Consider the following 20,994-nt stretch of genomic DNA (forward strand, 5'->3'; position numbering starts at 1 on the left):
CTTGCACTTTACTATTGAGCGCGCGATCAAATAACCCAGGCCACGTAACACGCGGGCGATATATTCAGCAAGCCCTAAGTAAGTGTTAATTTTTTAACCACTTAAAATTTTTAACAATTCAATATATTTGTGTTTATTTGCAGCGGATGAGGTTTGACAACAATGGCGCTAGTCGGACATCTGAGCGCGACCCCCGACTAGCAAAACCTTCAGTTTTCACATCAATCCCTAGAACTGGCAACTGTGGACTCTAGAAAGAGTTATTCCGGCTGACGTTCCAGAGTCGCCTCCATTGTACTCGTCAAGTAATGACCAGACATGATGCCGCTAGATTGGTAGTAGCGGTTGTCATCAACCCGGTGAAGGGTATCAAAACCCGTCCGCCGCTGGCGTTCGTCTCCCAATACCCAGTAACGCTGGACGATCGACTGGGGAGCAATCCAACCTTCGCCCTCGACGCGGGCGAGTTCGCTGTGTTGGAGTACAAAAGTATACTGCCGTTCATCGCTGTTGAGGTGTCCTCGGTACTGCAAAATAATCTCTTCGCGATCGCCTCCAGGAAATACGAGCTTTGTCACCATACTGAACCAATCTGTTCGGTTCCAGCTCACTAAAGTTTTGCCCTTAACCGTAATTGGCACGCCATTGCGCTCAATCCAGCTTCCTTCGAGCGTCCATTGGCCAGATTCCATTAAAAACGTGTGAGCCACAGTGCTGTTCCTATGCTTTTCCTGCTGGCTACAATGCTGGTGCAACAACGCACAGCCGTTGTCCCTCAGACTCTATGCTATCACGCCCAACTGTGCCAACAAGAGTTAATTTCTCCTAAAAGTACCGATGTCCGGGCACCAGTAACTTGAGGCAGATTGCCGGGAATGCCCCGAACCCGCCATGCGGCTAAAACCGCGAAAGCGATCGCCTCTTTAAAATCTACATTCAAGCCTGCCTCAGAAGTAGTCAACACTTGCACTGGATGCAATTGAGATTGCAATCGGCGTTTTAAGTAGAGGTTGTGGCTGCCGCCCCCGCATAGTAAAACTCGATCGGGCATAGCCGGTAAAAAAGTTTGGTAACTGTGAACGATCGAGACAACAGTCAGTTCTGTCAGAGTGGCCAGCACGTCAGCAGGACTGAGGTTGTAACCTTGGGCCTCGACCAAACACCTGTCAAAATAGTCTACACCAAATAGCTCTCGCCCCGTTGATTTCGGCGGTGCTTGGCGGAAGAAGTCTGATGCGAGCCACTCCTCAACTAAAGCTTGACAGGGAGTGCCCGATGCCGCCCAAGCTCCACCTTCGTCGATCGTCTTAGTTCCGCCTGAGAAGTGCTGTACTGCCAAATCTAACAGGGAATTCGCCGGGCCTGTATCCCAGCCCGATATGCCATCCCCAAAACTGAAAATCTCAGACTCGTCATTGTTTCCCCCTTTTCCTCTGGCCGGAAGATAGGTAACATTGCCAATCCCCCCCAGATTTTGGATGCAGAGGCTGATGTTGGGTTCCGCCAGCAGGCAGGCATCAACTATTGACACTAAGGGTGCTCCTTGACCCCCTGCAGCAATGTCTGCCGATCGAAAGTTACTGACAGTAGTAATTCCTGTCAATTCCGCAATTAGCGCGCCCCGCCCGAGTTGCAAGCTGTAACCCATTAACCCACCGGCGCTGTCTTTCTGGGCTTTCCCAGCAGGTCGGTGGTAGACGGTTTGACCGTGAGAGCCGATTAATTCGGCTTTATCATATTCTGCTTGAATTGTCAATGCCGCCGTCGCAAATTCTTGGGCGATGGCATCATCTAATTCTGCTAGTTCAGCCATTGACAAAGCTGAGCCACTGCAAACCGAGAGAATTTGCGATCGCAAATTAGCAGGATAAGGGAAAGTCTTGCCGGCCACCAATTGCACTTTCAAGTCTGTTTGAGAACCGACCACATCCACCAAAGCAGCATCAATGCCATCCACCGACGTGCCGCTGATCAAACCGATAACGCGGGTCATTCTATTTTAGATTTTAGATTTTAGGTTTTAGATTGTTCAATTGTTCAATTTTTCGATTTTTCGATTTTAGATGGTCGGGTGCGATCGGGCAATCGAATATTATTTGAGGTCGATCGTTACGATCACCACAGTAATATTATCGCGTCCACCTTTATCCTTAGCAGCTTGAATTAAAGCATTTGCGGCGCCCTCGCAGGCGCGAATCGACTTCAGAGGCGAAGCTATCAAAGGATCGGAAAGTTCTTCAGTCAAGCCATCGCTGCAGAGCAGCAAGCGATCCCCAGGCTGCACGTCCACCGGCAAAATATCTATCTCCCGCAAATCATCGCGGCCTAAACACTGGGACAAAACGTGACGCCAAGGATGAGTGCGAGCTTGGTCAGGAGTTAGGGCCTTTCTTTTCACAGCCTGAGCCACCCAAGTCTGGTCTTCAGTAATCTGTTCCAAGCGAGAGCCGTGCAGTCGGTACAAGCGAGAGTCCCCGATATTAGCGCACCAGGGTCGGCCCTCATCCCTAAACATGAGAACCACAGCCGTAGTCCCCATATCAGCACGCTCCGGGTGGTCGAGCTGATCCGTCAAAATTGCTTGATTGGCAATTAAAAAAGCCTTTTCCAACAACAGCGGAGAATCCTCTGGCCCTTCCCAATGTTCGAGCAAATAAGATTGAATCGCCTGAGTCGCAATCCGGCTGGCTTCTTGACCTCCGGCGTGTCCTCCCATTCCGTCGGCCACTATGAAAAATCGCCCGTCAGAGTCTATGTAGTACGAATCCTGATTTACGGAACGAACTAGCCCTGTGTCTGTCTTACCTGCGAAAGAGCGTTTCATAGATTGGGTGATTGGACTCATCGAACTTAAAAGCTTGATTTAATGGGGTGCAATTTTTTATTCCAAAACTTAAATCCCGAACGGACTTGAAATTCTGCAGCCCGCGATCGCGAGTTTTGGAAAAATTGCAGTTCCTTGACCTCATATTGTAGATCGATATGATGGTAATCCCGTCTTAAAATTTCGGTAAACCCAGTAAATTAAGCAGCACCTGCAAAAAAAACAGGATTTATACCCAAAATCAGAGGTTTATCTGGCGAAAAACTTAGGCAGCAACCGGGTTTTTAGCCTCAAAGCGCGTAAGTGTTGTAAATTTTAGCAATTTGTGGTATTGCAGCCAAAACTTAACATTCGAGGTCAAATTTTGGCTGGCGAGAAATCTCAAACCTGAAATTTCAAATCCCAAATTGCCCCATTATGACATCCTGTCTAAGCGATCGATCCGCTTGAACAAACGCAGCATAGCAAACCCTGCACCCGCCGCCAGCACGGCAACAGCGACAGCCGGCCAGACTTGATTGCTGACAAACAAAATTGTCGCCGACAAAGTAAAAGCACTCATCAGCAAAGCATAATTCGTGCCCATTTGAGCACTGCTCATGCGGCGCAGCAAGCGCTCTGTTTCGGCAGAACGGACGCGAATCCGCAAATCTCCCTGTTCGAGTTTATCAATAGTCTCCTCAATCCGGCGGGGCAAACCCAAAGCACTCGAACTCACCTGAGCCGCCTGACGGCCGATTTCGTTAAAAATGCTGCTACTGGTATCATGGCCATTTCCATTAGTCATAAGCTGCATGGCAAAAGGTTGTGCCACCTCCATAAAGTTGAACTCGGGATCTAAACCTCGGCCCACCCCTTCGATGGTGGAAAAAGCTCGCATTACAAAAGTAAAAGTAGCTGGGAAGCGAAAAGGTTGGTTGTAGGCAATATCGTAAAGGTCGTCGGTAATCGCGCTCACAGACTGATTTTCAAAAGGCTTGTCCATGAAGTTATCCAGCATATACTGGATGCTGCGGCGCACCGGACTCATATCACCCGTAGGCACCAACGCTCCCAAATTGATCAGAGAATCCATAATCCGCTGTCCATCCTTGGAAGCAATGCCGTAGAGCGTCTCCATCAGTCCTTCGCGGACGTTCGACTGGATTTGCCCCATCATGCCAAAATCGTAGAAAATCAGACAACCGTCAGCACTAACAGCGATGTTGCCGGGGTGTGGGTCAGCGTGGAAAAAGCCGTCGTTGAGCAACTGGCGCAAATAAGCTTTTGCGCCCAACTGAGCGATTAATTTACGATCGATACCGGCCGCTTCCAAAGCTTCGTAGTGGCTGATTTTAATCCCTGGCAGGTATTCCAAAGTCAGCACTCGCGGAGCCGCGTACCGCCAATAAACCCTTGGCACCCGCACCCAGTCACAGTTGCTAAAATTGCGACGAAAAGTATCAGCATTCCGGCCTTCATGGAGATAGTCAATTTCCAGCCACAGAATGCGACAGCATTCCTCATAAATCCCCATCCAATCTCGACCGCGGCCCCATTTAGGATGGTTTTGAAAGTAGCGGGCAATTCCTTTAAGAATTTGCAAATCGATCTCGAACAGTTTCCGCAGTCCCGGTCGCTGCACCTTGACCACCACTTCCGGGCCCGAATGCAGTTGAGCTTTGTGTACCTGACCCAGACTTGCAGCGGCCAAAGGCACCGGGTCAAAGCTGCGGTAGAGTTCTTGAACTGTCTTGCCTAAATCTTGCTCGACAATTACTTCTAACTGCTCGTAGCTGAAAGCAGGGACTTTATCTTGCAGCTTAGAAAGTTCCTCCACAAACTCTGCTGGGAACAAGTCGGCGCGGGTGGAAAATAACTGCCCAACTTTAATGAAAGTTGGCCCCAAATCCAAGAGTGTTTCTCGAACCCAGATAGCTTGAAAGCGGCGTCTGGCAACTTTCTTTTCTTCAGTCACGCCTCCCCAGTAGCTCCAATTTTTGCTGTCGAGCCAGAGGGAAGCCAGCCAGAGCAAGACAAAGGCCCAAATGTCGAAGAAGCGCCGCTTCCGGGAATATTTTTCGCGATTCCAGCGATAAGCTTTACTTTTGTAGGATTTACTAGCAGTTTTTGGCTCATCGGCTTCGCCAGTGTGCTTGGGGGAGCGCTGGCGATTAACAGAGTTATCAAGGAGAGCAGACACTTGGGTTCCCAAATTGCTTATTTTATGTTGTTGCTTTGATTGAAAGTAGGAGCGCAGGAGCGCAAAGCAATGCGCTCACGTAGTAAATAATAGTTGTGGTCGAATCGAGCGCTAGGGCAAACTGCTGCGGTAACGCTGCAATTCCGATCGCACCAGAGCCACTTCGGCGCGCAGCTCGTCAATCGTCGCTTGCAACTCTGCAGGATGGATGTCTTGAATAGTGGTGGTGCTTGCAGTGCCAGTTCTGGTCTGCATCGCCTCATCCGAAGCACGATTGGCCCGTTCCACAACTCGATCTGTGAACTGCCGCAGGCGTTCTCTTTGTTCTGCGTCAAATTTGCCGAGTTCAGAGAAAGCGTTGGTTGCTGCGCTTTCTAATTGCTCGTACAGTGCTTCGGCAAGTGCTCTGCCTACAAAAAAAGCATGAACTGGGGGTTTACTCATAAAAAATCTCTGTGCGCTTCCGCAACAAATTATAACTTGCTTGTCCCCAATGATGCTTGCTCCCAAAGGAAGGAAGTTTGGGGGAATTGACAATCCCACCCCATTGTCGGGGATGGGATTGTTGAGAGTTAGAACAGTCTAACGCGCCACAGCTTAGCCCAAAAGCCTCGCTGACACTGGCTCAAATTCGAGGTTGGGGTTGCTTTGTACCAAAATGTTTGCAGCGAGGGCAGTATTGATACGCGACATCACACCACCTCAGCGCCGCGCACATATTCTAACATAATTTAAATCAAAATAGAACATAGTCCTGCATTTTTTTGCGGGCATTTGGATTGCAGAGGGAATAGGAAATATTCGATAAACTCAGACGGCGACTGTTGGGATTTTCAGATTCGACGGAAGTTTTTGGAAGATAGTCGTTGGCTAGGTAGGGCCTTATTATCTCAACTACTGAGCGGATATTTCCTGACTCATAAAACCAAGTATTTGTCCGCACTTTTAACCAACAAAAACCATACTAATTTGTCGCAGGTTCGGGAAAAGGCATCGTGGGATCTGCCACAGGGGGTGGTGAATTAGGTGCGATCGAACTATCTGAATTGTTGTCACTGCTGCTTGGTATCGCAGGCTCAGGCGATCGCTCGATCGGCGAGGCTATTACTGGCGACGGGGATTCCGACGGCGGCAAGGTTTCAGCGCTAGCACTCTCAGGGGCAGGCGGGGCGGGTGCGGCGGGCGGTTCTGGCGGCAGGGGCGCAACTTCAGGTACTGGTGCGGCTTCTGGTTGGGGATATGGCTTGATTTCGGTTTGAGGCTCTGGAATGGGAGACTCAGAAGGCTCCTCTGCGGGATCGGGCGTCGGCGATGGCTCAGGTTCCGCTTCGGGATCTGGAGCGCCAGTTTCCTGGCTTGGGGACTCAGAAGGTTCGGCGCTAGTTTCTGAGGGTTCGTCGATCTGTTCGGGAATGTTGCTGCTGTCTAAGGGGGGTTTGGGACGCTTGTTGAGTTCGATGGGGTAGAGAGGGGTGCTTTCGACAGACGGCTGTCCGAACATCGGCTCTGACAAATCGCGGGATTTGAGCAAATCTTCGAGAGATGGGAAGGATTCAATTTTGGGACTATTACTGAGACTGGTGCTGTTGTAGTGCGATGCTAGGTCAAAACCCATCCAGCCTGCAATTGCAGCCGTTACGACAAATGCCACAAAAGTCAACTGTGGCGGGGGAGGTGCGGGCAATCTTAGGCTTTGCTTGCCTTTTCTTTTTACTGATACTCGCTCTGTTTCTTGCAGCATGGTGAGCCAATTTTCCACTGTCTGAGGGCGGTTGTGGGGGTCGATTTCGAGTCCCTGAAGGATGGCTCGCTCGATTCTTGGGCTGAGGTTGGGCTGAAATTGCCGTAACTCAGTCAAGGGGATGCGATCGCGCAGGGGTGCTGCTACGGGGGCCACGCCGGAGAGTAAGTAGTAGAGGGTGGCTGCGATCGCGTAGATGTCAGTGGCCGGTGTACATTTACCGTCATAGAGGTATTGTTCGATCGGCGCGTATCCGGGGGAGAGCAAGTTAGTGTGGGTTTGTTTGGTGCCGGCGGTAAAGCCACGGGGAATTCCGAAATCTATTAACATTACTACGTGAGAATCAGCTCGCCGGATAATATTTTCTGGCTTGATATCTCCGTGCAGCAATCCGCTGTGATGAACTGTACTTACGGCTGAGGCTATTTGCCGAATATAGTGCACGGCCTGGGCTTCTGGCAGCGGCTGATCGGTTTCGACTATTTGGGCGAGAGTTTGGCCCGGAATGTAGTCCATTGCAATAAAAGACTGTCCGGCTTCTTCAAAAAAGTCGATTACCCTGACTATGTTGGAATGCTGACACCGCGACAGGCGTTGGGCTTCGGCAATAAACTGCTGCTGAAATTGGGCAGATTCTGGGTGTTGGCGCAGACTTTCGTTGAGGGTTTTGAGTACGACGGTTTGGTTTAAATGGGTGTGGATAGCTCGGTAAGTGATGCCGAACCCTCCTATCCCTAAAGTCGCGTTAATTGTGTATTTGCCCTGTTGCAGGACTGTTGCTGGCGCTAAGTTCATCTTCAGTTGATGCCGTTTCCCAAACTATGCTACCGCCTTTGGGTTATTTCGCAGAGTTAGGGGTGAGGTTTGATCGATCGGCTCCCTAGTTTGAGCTTTAGCTCTGCTATATCTTTAATCTTGGCATCCCCACGTCATTTTATCTGTAGTAGGTATTGTGAAACTTAACGCTCCGGCTTTCCAATAATAAAAATCCCGCTCTTGTGGAACGGGAAAGCCATCAGGGTGCATCTATAATATCTGACTCTAACTTATGGGGGGTACAACCCCTCATTACTTTAACAAGTCTTTAAAATTAGCCGATTTTTGTAAAAATTTAGGTTTTAGGTTGACTTATGAGCAATCTTATGATTTATCAGATTGCTGCGTGGCGATCTTGAGCTTGGAGAATTGACAGCAATTCTTGCACTCTGGCTGCGATCACTTCAGTTGAGGCGAACTGGTACATTCCGATGGCGAATACGATCTGGATTTATAGTACGTCGTTTTCCCATGTTGCTCGCAGAGTCAGACCTTACAGACCAGATTACCTTTTTGGCTCAGATCAAGTTCAGGCGAGCGGCATAAAATGAGAAAGAGGCATTGTATCGGGCTTAATCTTGAGACGGTCAATGGCTCAAACCTTGTAAATAAAAAGGCTGTAAGCATTCTCCAGGCATTGGTAGCCCAGAGCAATCAATGCTTAAATCGGTGTTCGCGTTACACACCAAGGCCTGTAGGCAAGCTCAAGTTCCCCCCTTTGGGGAACTTGAGCTTAGGTTGTCACAAATGGGGTCTTGCTGGTAACGAGAAGCGATCGATTAGCAATTAGCAGCAATTAGTAATTACTTATTCTTTGGTTTGAAAATGTCTGTTAAACAATCACATTACGAGACTTTACTAGCAGAGTACAGCGAATCTTCGGCCGCGATCGCCCTGCTGAAAAAATATCGGGTTTACATGGAAATGATTCCGAGTATCCGCCGCGCCCATGAGAGTTTAATCACAATTCCTTTGCCCATTGCGCGCTTGCGAGACGGGGTTTCTTATGCCGGAAGCAGCGGCACTAGCATATCGCCCGGACAGGCAGTTTGTTTGCCCTGCGATTTGGCGATTTTGATGTGCGATCCTGAATGGAAAGTTAAAATTGGAGTGGAAATTTTGATTTTCATTCATCGTCCGGGCGAAGAGTTTTCTGAGTTGCTTGGCCGCTGGCGGCAGTCTCAGGTTTGGCTGGACAAAGGTTACGAATGGGTGATGCCATACCGCTACAGGCATATTTACAGTGATGAAGCTGAAGCGGTTCATCCGCTATTTGTTTTGTTTGAGGAAACGCCGGAACTGATTCAACGGGGTTTGATGGCGGCTGGTTTACCGTTTGTAGTGGAAAGTTTCGACTCTGGGAGTGAGGAGGTAGAGGAGGAAGAGTTGCTGGGTAGCGGGGAACTGGGAACTATTGGTGAAGAAAGTTTGGATTTGTAGGGTGGGTGCGATCGCATATAGCCATCGTATTGCTTGAAGTGTAAATTTTTTTCGACGAACTGTAGAGGGCGCTCTTGGCGCAGAGAAAGAGAAAAATCTTGATGTTGGCGAATTCTGAATCGGGTTGTTATATGCAGATATTCAAAAATATTTTGGGTGTGAAAAGGAATGTTTATGCTCCCCCCCACATTCATGGAGGAAATCTAAAATCTAAAATCAAAAATCTACAATCGAATGACCCCTCTAGCTGGGGCGAAAACGTTGGCTTTCATGCTGGTTGCGTCACCTAATGTAAATGTGTGGGTTTAGATTTTGCCATCCAGCATGATATCATCAGGCTGCTTTATTTGGTTTGTTAATTTAGATGGGTTGTTAATATAGAATTTACTAAATGAACCGCAGAGAACGCAGAGACCACAGAGGGGAGAGAAAGAGCAAATTAGAATTTATTGATATGAGTAAAATTTCCTATTAAACCGGAGCTATTGAAATGAGATTGTTAAAAGCTTGGCGTTTAGTTTTATTAAGTATAGTTTTTGGGATGGCTGTAATTTTATCAAATTGTGGCACGTCCTCAAACACGGTTAGCAATAATTATCCAACTGGGCCAACTCCTGCTGCGGTTCCGGCTGGGGCTTTAGTTTACGGTGCGGGTGGGCCGCCGGTCAATCTGGAACCGGGAAATATTACTGATGGCAATTCGGTGATTGTTATCGACCAAATTTACAATCGCTTGACTGATTTCAAACCGGGAACTGTGGAACTTGAGCCGAGTCTCGCTACTGAATGGTCAAGTTCTAAAGATGGCAAAACTTGGACTTTTAAGTTGCGTTCCGGGGTAAAGTTTCACGACGGTACGGATTTTGACGCGGAAGCTGTTAAGTTTAATGTGGATCGCTGGTGGGATGCCAAAAATCCTAACGGTTTTCGAGAATCTGGAAAAACTTATCCAATTTGGAAGAATTTTTTTGGTGGTTTCAAGGGAGATAAAAATTCCTTGGTAAAAGATGTGGCAGTTGTTGATAAGTCTACGATTAAGTTTGTTTTAAATCAACCTTTTGCTGCTTTTCCCTCGGCGATTGGGTCGGGTTATTTCGGGATGGCGAGTCCGGCGGCGGTGAAAAAAGCGGGTGCTAAATACGGCACTCCGGGGTCGCTGGCGGTGGGTACGGGGCCTTTTATGTTTCAGGAATGGCGATCGGGCGATCGCATTGTTTTGGAGAAAAATCCGAATTATTGGAAAACTGGCACGCCAAAAGTCAATCAATTGGTAATTCGTTTTGTTGACGATCCGGCGGCGAGACTGGCTCAATTGAGAGCGGGTCAACTTGATTTTAGTGTGGATTTAACGCCGGATCAATTGAAAGAGGTTCAAGCAGATGCTAATTTAGAAACTGTTGTGCGACCTTCTTTTAACGTCGGTTATTTAGCGTTAAATCCGAGTTACGAACCTTTGTCAAAACCAGAAGTCAGGCGAGCGATCGCCCAAACAATTAACAAGCCAGCAATAGTCCAAGCTTTCTGGGGAGAACTCGGAAAACATGATTCGCAATTTATCCCGCCTGCGCTGAATTGGGCGGCGTCCGATCGAGTTAAAGATTATCAATTTAACCCGCAGCAAGCTAAAGCAATGCTGGCGAAAGCCGGTTATCCGAACGGTTTTGATTTAGATTTGTGGTATATGCCCGTCAGCCGTCCGTATTTTCCCACGCCGAAGCCGATTGCTGAGGCTTTGGCGGCGGATTTGAGCGCGATCGGCATTCGGGTAAAATTGCTGACAAAGGATTGGTCTGCTTATTTAGCCGATCGCCTCAAACCACCAGGCTTTCAAGCTTTTATGATGGGTTGGACTGGAGATTATGGCGATCCAGACAATTTTTATTATCCTCACTTCGGGCCGGGTTCGACGGCGGATTTGGGAAATTGGAAAAATCCGAAAGTTCTGGAACTTTTGGATCGGGGGAGGGCGAGTGGGGATAAAGCAGCTAGGGCGAAAATTTATGCGGAAGTTAGCGAGATTTTGCATGGGGAAGCTGTGCGTTTGCCGATCGTACATTCGCAGCCACTTTTAGGGAAACGCAAGAATATTCAAGGTTGGGTTCCGAGTCCTTTGGGGTCTGAGTCTTTTGAGGAAGTGAGCAAAAATTGAGAGTTTAGATCGAGAAACCTCTCCTCGGTTATCATACTTTACATGAATTTACCTTAACAAACGGTATGGAGAGCAACCAGCAACCTGCAAATCATCGGCCACAAATTATTTTGATTACCGGGAACATGGCTGCCGGAAAGTCAAGTGTGGCCCAATCCCTTGCCGAACGGTTGCCCAAAAGTGTCCACCTTCGCGGCGATATCTTTCGTCGCATGATTGTCAATGGACAGGCGGAAATGGCGTTAAATTTGTCAGCAGAGGCATATCAGCAGCTTCAACTGCGGTATCACCTGGCAGCAATGGCAGCGCGACACTATCTCCAGGCTGGTTTTACGGTCGTTTATCAAGACATCATCATTGGTTCGGCACTGGCTGAGGTACTTGCCACTTTCCACGATGTGCCGTTGTCCGCGATCGTTCTGTGTCCGAATGCAGAAGTTGTAGCTGCACGGGATGCAGCAAGAACGAAAACCGGATATGCCAACGAAACAATGGTTTATGCCTTCGATCGCATTCTCCGTACCGAAACTCCTCGCCTTGGCTACTGGCTGGATTCAACCAATCTAACGGTAGAAGAAACGGTCGATCAGATTTTGGCAAATTTGCAAGGTGAATGAGATCAACTGATGTTTCAATATATTGTTAAACGTTTGCTGGGACTCTTGCCAGTCCTTTTCGGAATCACTCTGCTAGTATTTATATTTTTGCATTTGATACCGGGAGACCCAGCTACAGTGCTTTTGGGAGAACGTGGAACTCCCGAACAAGTGGAAATTTTGAGAGCAAGGTTGGGTCTGAATCAGCCTTTGCCTTTGCAATATTTTGCTTTTTTATGGAGTTTGATCTGCTTCGATTTGGGAAATAGTATTATTAGCGGTATTCCCATAATTGATGAAATTACAAGTCGCTGGCCTGCTACTTTTGAACTGTCTGTGGTGGCGATGTTGGTGGCACTGGTTATCGGAATTCCGGCGGGAATTGTGGCGGCGGTTCGGAAAAATAGCTGGCTGGACAATCTCGCGATGAGCGGTTCGTTAATTGGCGTATCTTTGCCGGTGTATTGGTTGGGATTGATTTTGATTTATTTGTTTGCTGTTTATCTGAAATGGCTGCCTCCTAGCGGGCGCATTAGTGTAGATTTGGGGTTTGGTTTTAAGTCGATTACGGGTATTTATGTTTTGGATGCGTTGCTGAGATGGGATGTGGCGGCTTTGCGGGATGCGATCGCCCATTTAATCCTTCCAGCTTTGACTTTAGGAACTATTCCTCTGGCTATTATAGCTCGCATCACTCGTTCTGCGATGCTGGAAGTGCTTTCTCAAGATTACATCCGCACTGCGAGGGCTAAGGGCTTGCCGGAATATTGGGTGATTTTGAAACACGCTTTGAAAAATGCGTTTTTGCCGATCGTCACAACTATCGGTTTGCAGTTCGGCACTCTTTTAGGCGGCGCTATTCTGACTGAAACGATTTTCTCGTGGCCGGGAATTGGTTCTTGGATTTATAGCGGTATTCTCACGCGGGATTACCCCATTGTCCAAGGAGGAGTTATTTTTGTGGCTGTAACTTTTGTACTGATTAATCTGGCGGTTGATATTTCCTATGCTTTTTTCGATCCGAGAATTCAGTACCGTTAATGAAAAGGAAATCAGACACGAAATGCTTGTTTAACATCCGGTCGCAGCAAGTAGTAAATGCTCGCCACTGCAAAACCCAGAGTTAAAAAATTGACTGCTGTACCGCCGCTGCCCAACATTTTGGCAATTTGCGCGAGGGTGGCGATGATGTGGACAATTAACGTTCCCGTCCAAGCCCAATTTTTGAGGTGAAACAAACCCCAAGTTAAGAGTAAAGAGAGGAGGCCTAAAATAAAACTAATTCCAGCAAAAATGGCAATGAAGCCGCCGATTACAGTGCCAACTTTTGCCCCGCCGACAGCCGCACCGATACCGCCAAAAATGCCAGCAAAAAGTAAGATGAACAAGCCGTCAAGGAGGCTGAATACGCCGCTAATTAGCTGCAAGATTGCCAGAACTGTAACGCTTTGAGGACGATTCATTGTTTTTATTTCCCATTTTTAACGGATTTGAAAAATATTTTAACCTGTTGTGGGCACAGGGTGGATATGTATTCAGGACTTACGCACCGCTACCCGTGAAACCGGGTTTATGAGAATTAAGTGTGTCCATACTGTGTCGTTACGAGCGATTCACTGACCGATCGCGCTGCGATCGCTAACACGAGTCCGCAATGACCTACTGTAGTCGATCGCCCGCTGCCCGATCCGCCTTTTTTGCTGCTGAGGAGCGCGCTTCTCAGCAGCAAAAATGATATTATTTATTAAAATATATTTTTATTTGCCAGCATCCAGGAGCGATTTTGTTTAGATCCACCTCTTTTGGCTGAAAAAACTTAACATTTTGTAATAACTTGCAAAGATTAGCTATAATTGTTTACAGGTGCTGGTTGGGGAACTTTTTATAAATCACCCGATCGGATGAGTCTGAAAGACGATGCCAAGCATCAGCAAAAATTTTACCTTTAAGGTAATCCTGAGATTAAATTAGGTGAGTCGGTATGATCGTTAGCCCTAAAAAGGAAACTGCTCAGGTCAAGGTGGAAGATACTCAGACTGTAGACACCAAGGCCGCAGAGACTAAAATTGCAGATAACAAAACCGCCCAAAAGCAGTCTCCGAAGAAACCCGCGCGCAAACCGCAGCGGTGGGCGATTGGGTTGGTTGCAGCCGGGTTGCTAGCTGTACCGACCACCATATATATAGCAAAAAGTCGATCGCAGCCGAAAGTAGATGCGATCGCCACTATGACAGTGCCGGTGGAAGCGCAAAACCTCACGGTGCGGATCACATCCAGCGGGACGGTGCAGCCCGTACAGCGCGTGAATCTCAGCCCTAAAGGCTCCGGCAGGATCGCAGAATTGTTTGTCGAACAGGGCGATAAAGTTGAAGCAGGACAAATCGTGGCCCGCATGGAAAGCCGCGATGTAGAAGCTCAACTAGCTCAAGCTAAAGCCCGCGAAGCCAGCGCGCGAGCAAAACTCGCCAAAATTGAAGCCGGGAATAGATCGGAAGACATCGCCAGCGCCCGAGCGCGCTTAGATCAAGCCGAAGCCAGTCTGGCGCAAGCCCAAGCCGGCAGCCGCGTTGAAGAAGTTGCAGGAGCCAGAGCCCGCTTGCAGCAAACTCAAGCTGGCTTACAGCGACTGCGAGCCGGCAGCCGCGTTGAAGAAGTCAGCCAAGGGCGAGCTCGTTTAGCCCAAGCTCAAGCTCGTTTAGCAGACGCTCAAACTGGTAGTGTCAAACAAGAAATTGCCCAAGCACAAACGCAAATTGACTCGAGTAAAGCCCAAGCCGAACTAACAGCTCAACGGGTGGAACGCAACCGACCTTTAGTTGAAGAAGGTGCTCTTGCTAAAGATAAACTTGATGAATTAATTAAAGAAAATCGTACAGCCCAAGCTAAATTAATAGAATCTCAAAAACGCCTGCAACAACTGCAAGAAAGTCGGGAGTCCCAAATTCAGCAACTGCAAGCTGCTGTGCAAGTCGAGCAGCAAGCATTGAACCAATTGCAAAACGGCACGCGATCGGAAGAAATTGCCAGAGCTGAAGCAGAAGTTGCCGAAGCTAGAAGCAAATTAGCGCAGCTAGAAAACGGCAACCGTCCAGAAGAAATCGCCAAAGCCGAAGCAGCAGTTGCTGAAGCCAAAAGTCAATTGAACGCACAAGAAAACGGTTCTCGCCCCGAAGAAATAGCTCAAGCTAAAGCTGAATTAGAGGAAGCTCAAGCTCAAGTTCGCTTTCAAGAAGTGCAGTTAGAAGATACGAAAGTTCGCGCTCCTTTTGCGGGAATTATTACCCAAAGATACGCCATCCAAGGAGCTTTTGTAACTCCGGCAACTTCGGCCTCGGAAGCTACTTCGGCAACTTCGACATCGATTGTCGCTTTAGCTAGAGATGTGGAAGTTTTGGCGAAAGTCCCGGAGGCTGATATCAGTCAAATTAAACCGGGGCAAGAAGTTGAAATAGTCGCCGATGCTTATCCAGATAAAGTGTTTAAAGGTCGCGTTAAGTTAATTGCACCTGAAGCAGTTAAGGAACGGGATGTGACGCTATTTCAAGTGCGAGTTGCCATTGATACGGGCAAAGACTCGCTGCAATCGGGGATGAATGTAGATTTGAGATTTGTCGGTCAAAAGCTGAGCAATGCTTTAGTTGTGCCGACGGTAGCAATTGTGACTAATAAAGGTCAAACGGGTGTGCTAGTTCCCGATGAGAAACAGCAGCCGAAGTTTAAGCCTGTTACGGTTGGCTCGACTATTGGTAACAAGATTCAGATTTTAGAGGGTGCAAAAGCGGGCGATCGCGTTTTTACCGAACTTCCTCAAGGTAAAAAATTAGAGGATATTATCAAGAATCAGAAATAGGGCATAGGGCATAGGGCATGGGGCATGGGGCATGGGGCATGGGGCATAGGGCATGGGGCCTTATTTATCTCGATCGCTCTACGGTGTTTTCCCACCCGGAGATCCCCCCTAACCCCACTTAACAAGGGGGGGACAAGAGCAGTCGAAGTCCCTCTTAATAAGGGGGATTTAGGGGGATATAGACTCGGCTACAAGCGAGTTTATTATGGGTTTAAATATTAAGTTGACACCAATAATCCCAATCCCAAATCCCAAATCTAAAATCTAAAATCTAAAATCGAATAATCCAATCCCAAATCCCAAATCTAAAATCTAAAATCGAATAATCCCAATTCCCAAATCTAAAATCTAAAATCCAAAATCTAAAATCGAATTATGGATATTGTTGAAAGCGTCAAAATGGCCGTCACAACTTTGATGGCAAACAAGCTTCGCAGCACCTTGACGATGTTAGGAATTATCATAGGCAATGCTTCTGTCATTTCGATGATCGGTATCGGAGAAGGAGCTCAAACATTTATCGAAGGACAGGTTAACTCTCTGGGTTCAAACTTGCTATTTATTATTCCCGGAAGTCCTGAAGCGCAAAGCCGCCCGGTGATTCCACCTCAGACTTTAGTAGTGGAGGATGCAGAGGCGATCGCATCTCAAGTTCCTTCTGTCCAAGAAGTCGCACCAACTCTCAATGACAGTCAACTCGTTACCTACCGCAACAAAAATGTCTCATCTTCGATTGTCGGAACTACCCCAGAATTTTTGACAGTCAGAAGCTTTGATGTTGGTCAAGGTCGATTTTTAAACAAATTAGATTTAGAAAGACAAGAAAATGTGGTTGCTTTAGGATCGGAAGCTGCCGAACAATTATTTGGTAATACACCGCCAATTGGTCAATACATTCGCATCAAAAACTCGACTTTTCAAGTGATTGGAGTCATGCAGGCGAAAGGCTCAAGTTTTGGCGACAATCAAGATATGAATGTTTATTTGCCTCTGACAACAATGGCAAATAGAATTGTTGGTCGCTCGTCTCCCTACGGTACAAAAGTAACATTTATTTCGGTTGCTATCAAAGATGAAACTATGATGCAAGCAGCCCAATTTCAAATAGAAAACCTGCTCAGGTTGCGGCACAAAATTACTAAAGAGGATGATTTTACTGTCCGAAATCAGAAAGATTTAATGAATACTTTGGGCAGTATTACTGGTGCTTTGACGTTGATGTTGGCTTTCGTGGCGGCAATTTCGCTGTTTGTTGGTGGCATCGGGATTATGAATATCATGCTGGTTTCTGTTACGGAACGTACCAAAGAAATTGGATTGAGAAAGGCGATCGGAGCTTCTCAGCAAGATATCCTAATTCAGTTTATGATCGAGTCTGTGATTTTGTCAGCGGCAGGCGGTGCGATCGGCACTGCATTCGGTATCGGCGGCGTGCTTGTAGTAGCTGCTTTTACTCCCCTGCAAGCTAGTGTTTCCCCAATGGCGATCGCCCTGGCAGTAGGTGTTTCCGGCAGCATCGGCTTATTTTTCGGCATCGTACCTGCAAAACAAGCTGCTAAATTAGACCCGATTGTGGCATTGAGAAGTGCTTAATTAGTTTGTTGACTGTTGACTGTTCACGGTTGACTATTCACGGTTATAACAATAACTAATAACTCCTATAGCAATCCTAAATCATTTGTGAATTTCTTACTCCCTCCCCTTAGTAAGGGGAGGGTTGGGGTGGGGTGAAAAATTTACGACTCATTTAGGATTCCTATAACTCATAATTAATAACTAATAACTCGTAACAAAGTATGAATTTTATTGAAAGCGTCAAAATGGCAGGTCAAACACTGCTAGCAAACAAAACTCGCAGCAGTTTAACCATGATTGGCATGATTGTCGGCAACGCCTCAGTAATTGCCATGATTGGAATAGGAGAAGGAGCTCAAAAATTTGTAGCAGGACAAGTTCAATCCCTGGGTACAAACGTATTAATCGTGAGGCCTGGAGTTCCCAACGCTAGGCGAAGTACCATCTCAAGTGCGCCTCAAACTCTCGTACTGCCAGACGCAAAGGCGATCGCAACTCAAGTCCCATCCGTTCAAGGCGTGTCAGCAGAACTTAACAGTTCCGAAATAGTTCGCTACAGCAACAAAAATGTTTCGTCTCTAATTTTTGGCACGATTCCCGAATTTCTAGAAGTCAGAAGCTTTGAAATGGCCAAAGGGCGGTTTTTGAGCGAACTAGATGTTAAGCAAAGTAACCAAGTTGTGGTTCTCGGTTCAGAATTAGCAGAGAAACTTTTTGGCAATACAAATCCCTTGGGCGAACAGGTGCGTATCCAAAATGTCAGCGTCAAAGTAATTGGAGTATTGGCGCCCAAAGGCACATCTTTTGGTACGAATTTTGATAATTCCGCCGCTGTGCCGATCACCACAATGGCCAATCGCATAGTCGGGCGCAAATCTCCCTATGGTTTAGCTGTCACGTCGATATTTATTTCGATTAAAGATGAATTGCAAATGGACGCGGCGCAATTTCAGGTGGAAAACTTGCTGAGATTGCGGCACAAAATTACTACCGAAGATGACTTTACTGTCAGAAATCAGAAAGATTTAATGGCAAGAATGGGGGCAATTTCCGGCGCTTTGACTCTGATGTTAACTGCTGTTGCCAGCATTTCCCTATTAGTCGGTGGCATTGGGATTATGAACATTATGCTGGTGTCCGTCAGCGAACGCACTCAGGAAATCGGGCTCAGAAAGGCGATCGGCGCCTCCCACCAAGATATCTTATTTCAATTTATTGTCGAAGCTGTGATTTTATCCGCTGCCGGAGGGATAGTCGGTACTTGCGTAGGTGTTGGTGGTATCTTGCTTGTAGGTAATTTCACCCCATTGCAAGCTGGAATATCACCCGTGGCGATCGCCCTTGCGGTCAGTGTATCCGGTGCAGTTGGCCTCTTCTTCGGCGTTGTCCCCGCCCGCCAAGCCGCCAAACTCGACCCGATCGCAGCTTTGAGAAGTGCTTAATCAACATATACTTATTCAGTTACACAATCCGCACCTTTTATGCTGGTAAAAATTATCTTGCTCTAAAGATAAAAAAAACGTTTTTTTATAAAAAATTAACAACGTTGCAGTATCTAATGCAGTTTCAATATCTGTATTTTTACGCAAATTCAAAGCGCCCAACTTCATAAAAAGCCCGTTAAATATTAAATAAAGCTTGGTTGTGGCGTTTACTTATCAACCAGAAAGTTTAATATTATTAAATCAGGGGTAAACACACCTAAGCATCTACAGACGGTACTAACCTTTGGGCTTTAATCAAAATATCCAATAAAGAAACATGGCATCCCTCACCCCTAGTCCTAAATTTGACTATCTTGAAGGAACCACCCAACCAGACAGATTTAACGGATTGGATGGCAACGACATAATTTATGCCAACAGCGGAGACGACTATCTAGAAGGCGATGTAGGCAAAGACAAAATCTGCGGCGACCAAGGTAACGATACGATTCTTGCTGGTGCAGACAATGACATCCTCTGGGGAGGCAAAGGCAGCGACCTAATTGGTGGCGATTCCGGCAACGATATCATCTACGCAGGCGTAGGTAGCGATACCATCAGCGGTGGCACAGGCGATGATATATTTGCCATTGCTAAAGGCAGTGGCGGCCCAACTGTAGCTGCCGCCGACTACATCGCCGACTTCGGCAACGGCAATGACAAAATTCGATTGCTAGACGGCCTCAGCTTTGAAGATTTAAACATCCAGCAAGGCACCGGCGTCAACAGCAACAGCACTATAATTCAAGACAAACTCACGGGCGAGTATTTAGTAGTATTGGCGGGAGTCAACAGCAACACAATCAACCGCGACCAATTCACAAGTCAGCTATCGGGAAACCCTGTCATTGAGTGGAACGGAGTCATGCTGAATGCAGTGCGGACAGGCAACACCGCGCCTCCCCTCGCCTCCCGCAACATGGCAATGGTTCACGCAGCCATTCACGATGCTGTTAACTCGATCAGCAAAAAATACAGCCATTACCAGGTCAACATAGATGCACCAGCAGGCACATCAGCAGAAGCCGCCACAGCAGCCGCAGCCCACCGCACCCTAGTCAGCCTCTACCCAGCGCAAGCAGCCACATTCAACGAAGTATACGCATCGTCTTTAGCTAAAATTACCGATGGCAAAGCTAAAGAAGACGGGATTGCCCTCGGACAGCAAGTTGCTGACCAAATTATCAGTTCGCGGAGTACAGACGGCATCACGCAAGTAGTGCAGTACACCCCCAAAACCGACCCCGGTAGTTGGGTGCCGACTCCCCCTGCCCTTGCCGCCGCGCTGGCGCCACAGTGGGGAGAAGTTACTCCCTTTGCCATGACTAGCGGTTCTCAGTTCCGCCCGGCAGGCCCGCCCGCCCTTGACAGCGCCAAGTACGCAGAGGAAGTGAACTACGTCAAAGAAATCGGTAAAAGTGACAGCCTCACCCGCACCCCAGACCAAACTGCGATCGCCAAATTCTGGGCTAACGGCGCTGGGACGTTTACGCCTCCGGGCCACTGGAATCAAATCGCCGAAGAAACAGCAACTCTCACCGCCACATCCCTGGAAGATAGCGCCCGCTTGTTTGCCATGCTGAATATTGCTCTCGCCGATGCAGCTATTAGTTGCTGGGATACCAAGTATGAGTACAACTTGTGGCGGCCGGTGACAGCTATTCGCCAAGCAGACACAGACAACAATCCCAACACGACAGCCGACCCCCTATGGACTCCGCTGATAACTACTCCGCCGTTCCCTGAGTACACGTCTGGTCACAGTACCTTTAGCGGTGCAGCCGATGCCGTTATGAGTTCTATATTTGGTTCGGATTACGGCTTTGCCGATCGGGGAGATCAATCTGTCAACAGTTTGCGAACCTACCAGAACTTCAGCGAAGCGGCCGACGAATCGGGAATGAGTCGCATTTACGGAGGCATCCATTTCATGAGTGCTAACGTAAATGGCTTGAGTGCGGGTAGAAATGTGGGGAACTATGTTGTCCAGAATTTCTTAGTGTAGGAAAGTAGCAGTTCCCGATAGTTTTGTAGTGAGGACTGAAGTCCAATGGCACTGAAAAAGTGAGCAAAAAAAAATCTGTAAGGCACTATCTGCGTAGATAATTGCCTTACAAACCAAAATATCTCTCTCTAGTATGCCCAATCGTGCGTCTATTCTCAAGCAACAATTTTTACAGAGCGTCGCCTTACCCTGGAAAGAATTGCTACCAGACTCTAAAGTCAAAGAGCTTCTGGCGAAGGAGGATCTCAGATACTACAACCCACATTCCGCACCCCAACTGGCACATAGGCAGATTGAGGGGGTAAAAGTGAATCATCCGAGACCATCATGAG

Annotated in this window: 16 protein-coding genes; 8 read left to right on the forward strand and 8 right to left on the reverse strand. The window is 47.6% G+C overall.

The genetic code is table 11. From position 1 onward, the window contains the following. Positions 1-260 precede the first annotated feature (260 nt). The 6 genes from QUA03_RS24255 to QUA03_RS24280 all read right to left on the reverse strand — a co-directional run bounded on the left by QUA03_RS24255 (position 261) and on the right by QUA03_RS24280 (position 7,542). Positions 261-710, reverse strand: a complete 450-nt coding sequence (locus tag QUA03_RS24255; RefSeq protein WP_333042233.1) for a hypothetical protein — start codon at positions 708-710, stop codon at positions 261-263. A gap of 80 nt (positions 711-790) precedes the next feature. Next, on the reverse strand, positions 791-1,993 hold the full coding sequence (locus QUA03_RS24260) for an anhydro-N-acetylmuramic acid kinase (protein WP_333215664.1): 1,203 nt from the start codon (positions 1,991-1,993) through the stop codon (positions 791-793). Positions 1,994-2,092: 99 nt separating this feature from the next. After that, positions 2,093-2,824 (reverse strand): PP2C family serine/threonine-protein phosphatase, encoded by a 732-nt coding sequence (locus QUA03_RS24265; protein WP_333064224.1) that lies wholly within the window; start codon positions 2,822-2,824, stop codon positions 2,093-2,095. A gap of 415 nt (positions 2,825-3,239) precedes the next feature. Then, entirely contained in the window at positions 3,240-5,006 is a 1,767-nt protein-coding gene (locus tag QUA03_RS24270; protein ID WP_333215665.1) for an AarF/ABC1/UbiB kinase family protein, read from the reverse strand. A gap of 111 nt (positions 5,007-5,117) precedes the next feature. Further along, positions 5,118-5,450: a DUF6825 family protein gene (locus tag QUA03_RS24275; protein ID WP_333048510.1), complete on the reverse strand. Its 333-nt coding sequence runs from the start codon at positions 5,448-5,450 to the stop codon at positions 5,118-5,120. A gap of 520 nt (positions 5,451-5,970) precedes the next feature. After that, positions 5,971-7,542 (reverse strand): protein kinase domain-containing protein, encoded by a 1,572-nt coding sequence (locus tag QUA03_RS24280; RefSeq protein ID WP_333215667.1) that lies wholly within the window; start codon positions 7,540-7,542, stop codon positions 5,971-5,973. A gap of 846 nt (positions 7,543-8,388) precedes the next feature. Between QUA03_RS24280 and QUA03_RS24285 the strand changes: the two genes are divergently transcribed. From QUA03_RS24285 to QUA03_RS24300, 4 genes are all read left to right on the forward strand, one after another. Beyond that, entirely contained in the window at positions 8,389-9,003 is a 615-nt protein-coding gene (locus QUA03_RS24285; protein ID WP_333215669.1) for a hypothetical protein, read from the forward strand. A gap of 490 nt (positions 9,004-9,493) precedes the next feature. After that, complete coding sequence (locus QUA03_RS24290) at positions 9,494-11,152, forward strand: ABC transporter substrate-binding protein (protein ID WP_333215671.1); 1,659 nt, start codon at positions 9,494-9,496, stop codon at positions 11,150-11,152. A 65-nt stretch (positions 11,153-11,217) separates the two neighbouring features. Beyond that, the gene (locus QUA03_RS24295) at positions 11,218-11,769 is read left to right on the forward strand and encodes an AAA family ATPase (protein ID WP_333215673.1); all 552 of its coding nucleotides are present in this window, start codon (positions 11,218-11,220) and stop codon (positions 11,767-11,769) included. Between the two features lie 9 nt (positions 11,770-11,778). Then, on the forward strand, positions 11,779-12,789 hold the full coding sequence (locus QUA03_RS24300; RefSeq protein ID WP_333215675.1) for an ABC transporter permease: 1,011 nt from the start codon (positions 11,779-11,781) through the stop codon (positions 12,787-12,789). 11 nt (positions 12,790-12,800) lie between these two features. Here the strand turns inward: QUA03_RS24300 and QUA03_RS24305 are convergent, their stop codons facing one another. Together QUA03_RS24305 and QUA03_RS24310 are read right to left on the reverse strand one after the other, a co-directional pair. Further along, positions 12,801-13,211, reverse strand: coding sequence for a hypothetical protein (locus tag QUA03_RS24305; RefSeq protein WP_333215677.1), 411 nt, complete (start codon positions 13,209-13,211; stop codon positions 12,801-12,803). Between the two features lie 116 nt (positions 13,212-13,327). Continuing rightward, the gene (locus tag QUA03_RS24310) at positions 13,328-13,477 is read right to left on the reverse strand and encodes a hypothetical protein (protein ID WP_333215679.1); all 150 of its coding nucleotides are present in this window, start codon (positions 13,475-13,477) and stop codon (positions 13,328-13,330) included. 252 nt (positions 13,478-13,729) lie between these two features. Here QUA03_RS24310 and QUA03_RS24315 point away from each other — a divergent pair, with 252 nt between their 5' ends. The 4 genes from QUA03_RS24315 (at position 13,730) to QUA03_RS24330 (ending at position 20,662) form a co-directional block, all read left to right on the forward strand. Beyond that, a complete protein-coding gene (locus tag QUA03_RS24315) occupies positions 13,730-15,598 on the forward strand; it encodes an efflux RND transporter periplasmic adaptor subunit (protein WP_333215681.1) in 1,869 nt (622 codons plus the stop codon). Between the two features lie 375 nt (positions 15,599-15,973). After that, complete coding sequence (locus QUA03_RS24320; RefSeq protein ID WP_333215683.1) at positions 15,974-17,191, forward strand: ABC transporter permease; 1,218 nt, start codon at positions 15,974-15,976, stop codon at positions 17,189-17,191. A gap of 203 nt (positions 17,192-17,394) precedes the next feature. Beyond that, the gene (locus QUA03_RS24325; RefSeq protein WP_333215685.1) at positions 17,395-18,615 is read left to right on the forward strand and encodes an ABC transporter permease; all 1,221 of its coding nucleotides are present in this window, start codon (positions 17,395-17,397) and stop codon (positions 18,613-18,615) included. Between the two features lie 319 nt (positions 18,616-18,934). Then, a complete protein-coding gene (locus QUA03_RS24330) occupies positions 18,935-20,662 on the forward strand; it encodes a chemotaxis protein CheB (RefSeq protein WP_333215688.1) in 1,728 nt (575 codons plus the stop codon). Positions 20,663-20,994: the final 332 nt, after the last annotated feature.

This window comes from Microcoleus sp. S36b_A4 (genome assembly GCF_036700645.1).
GTDB lineage: Bacteria > Cyanobacteriota > Cyanobacteriia > Cyanobacteriales > Microcoleaceae > Microcoleus.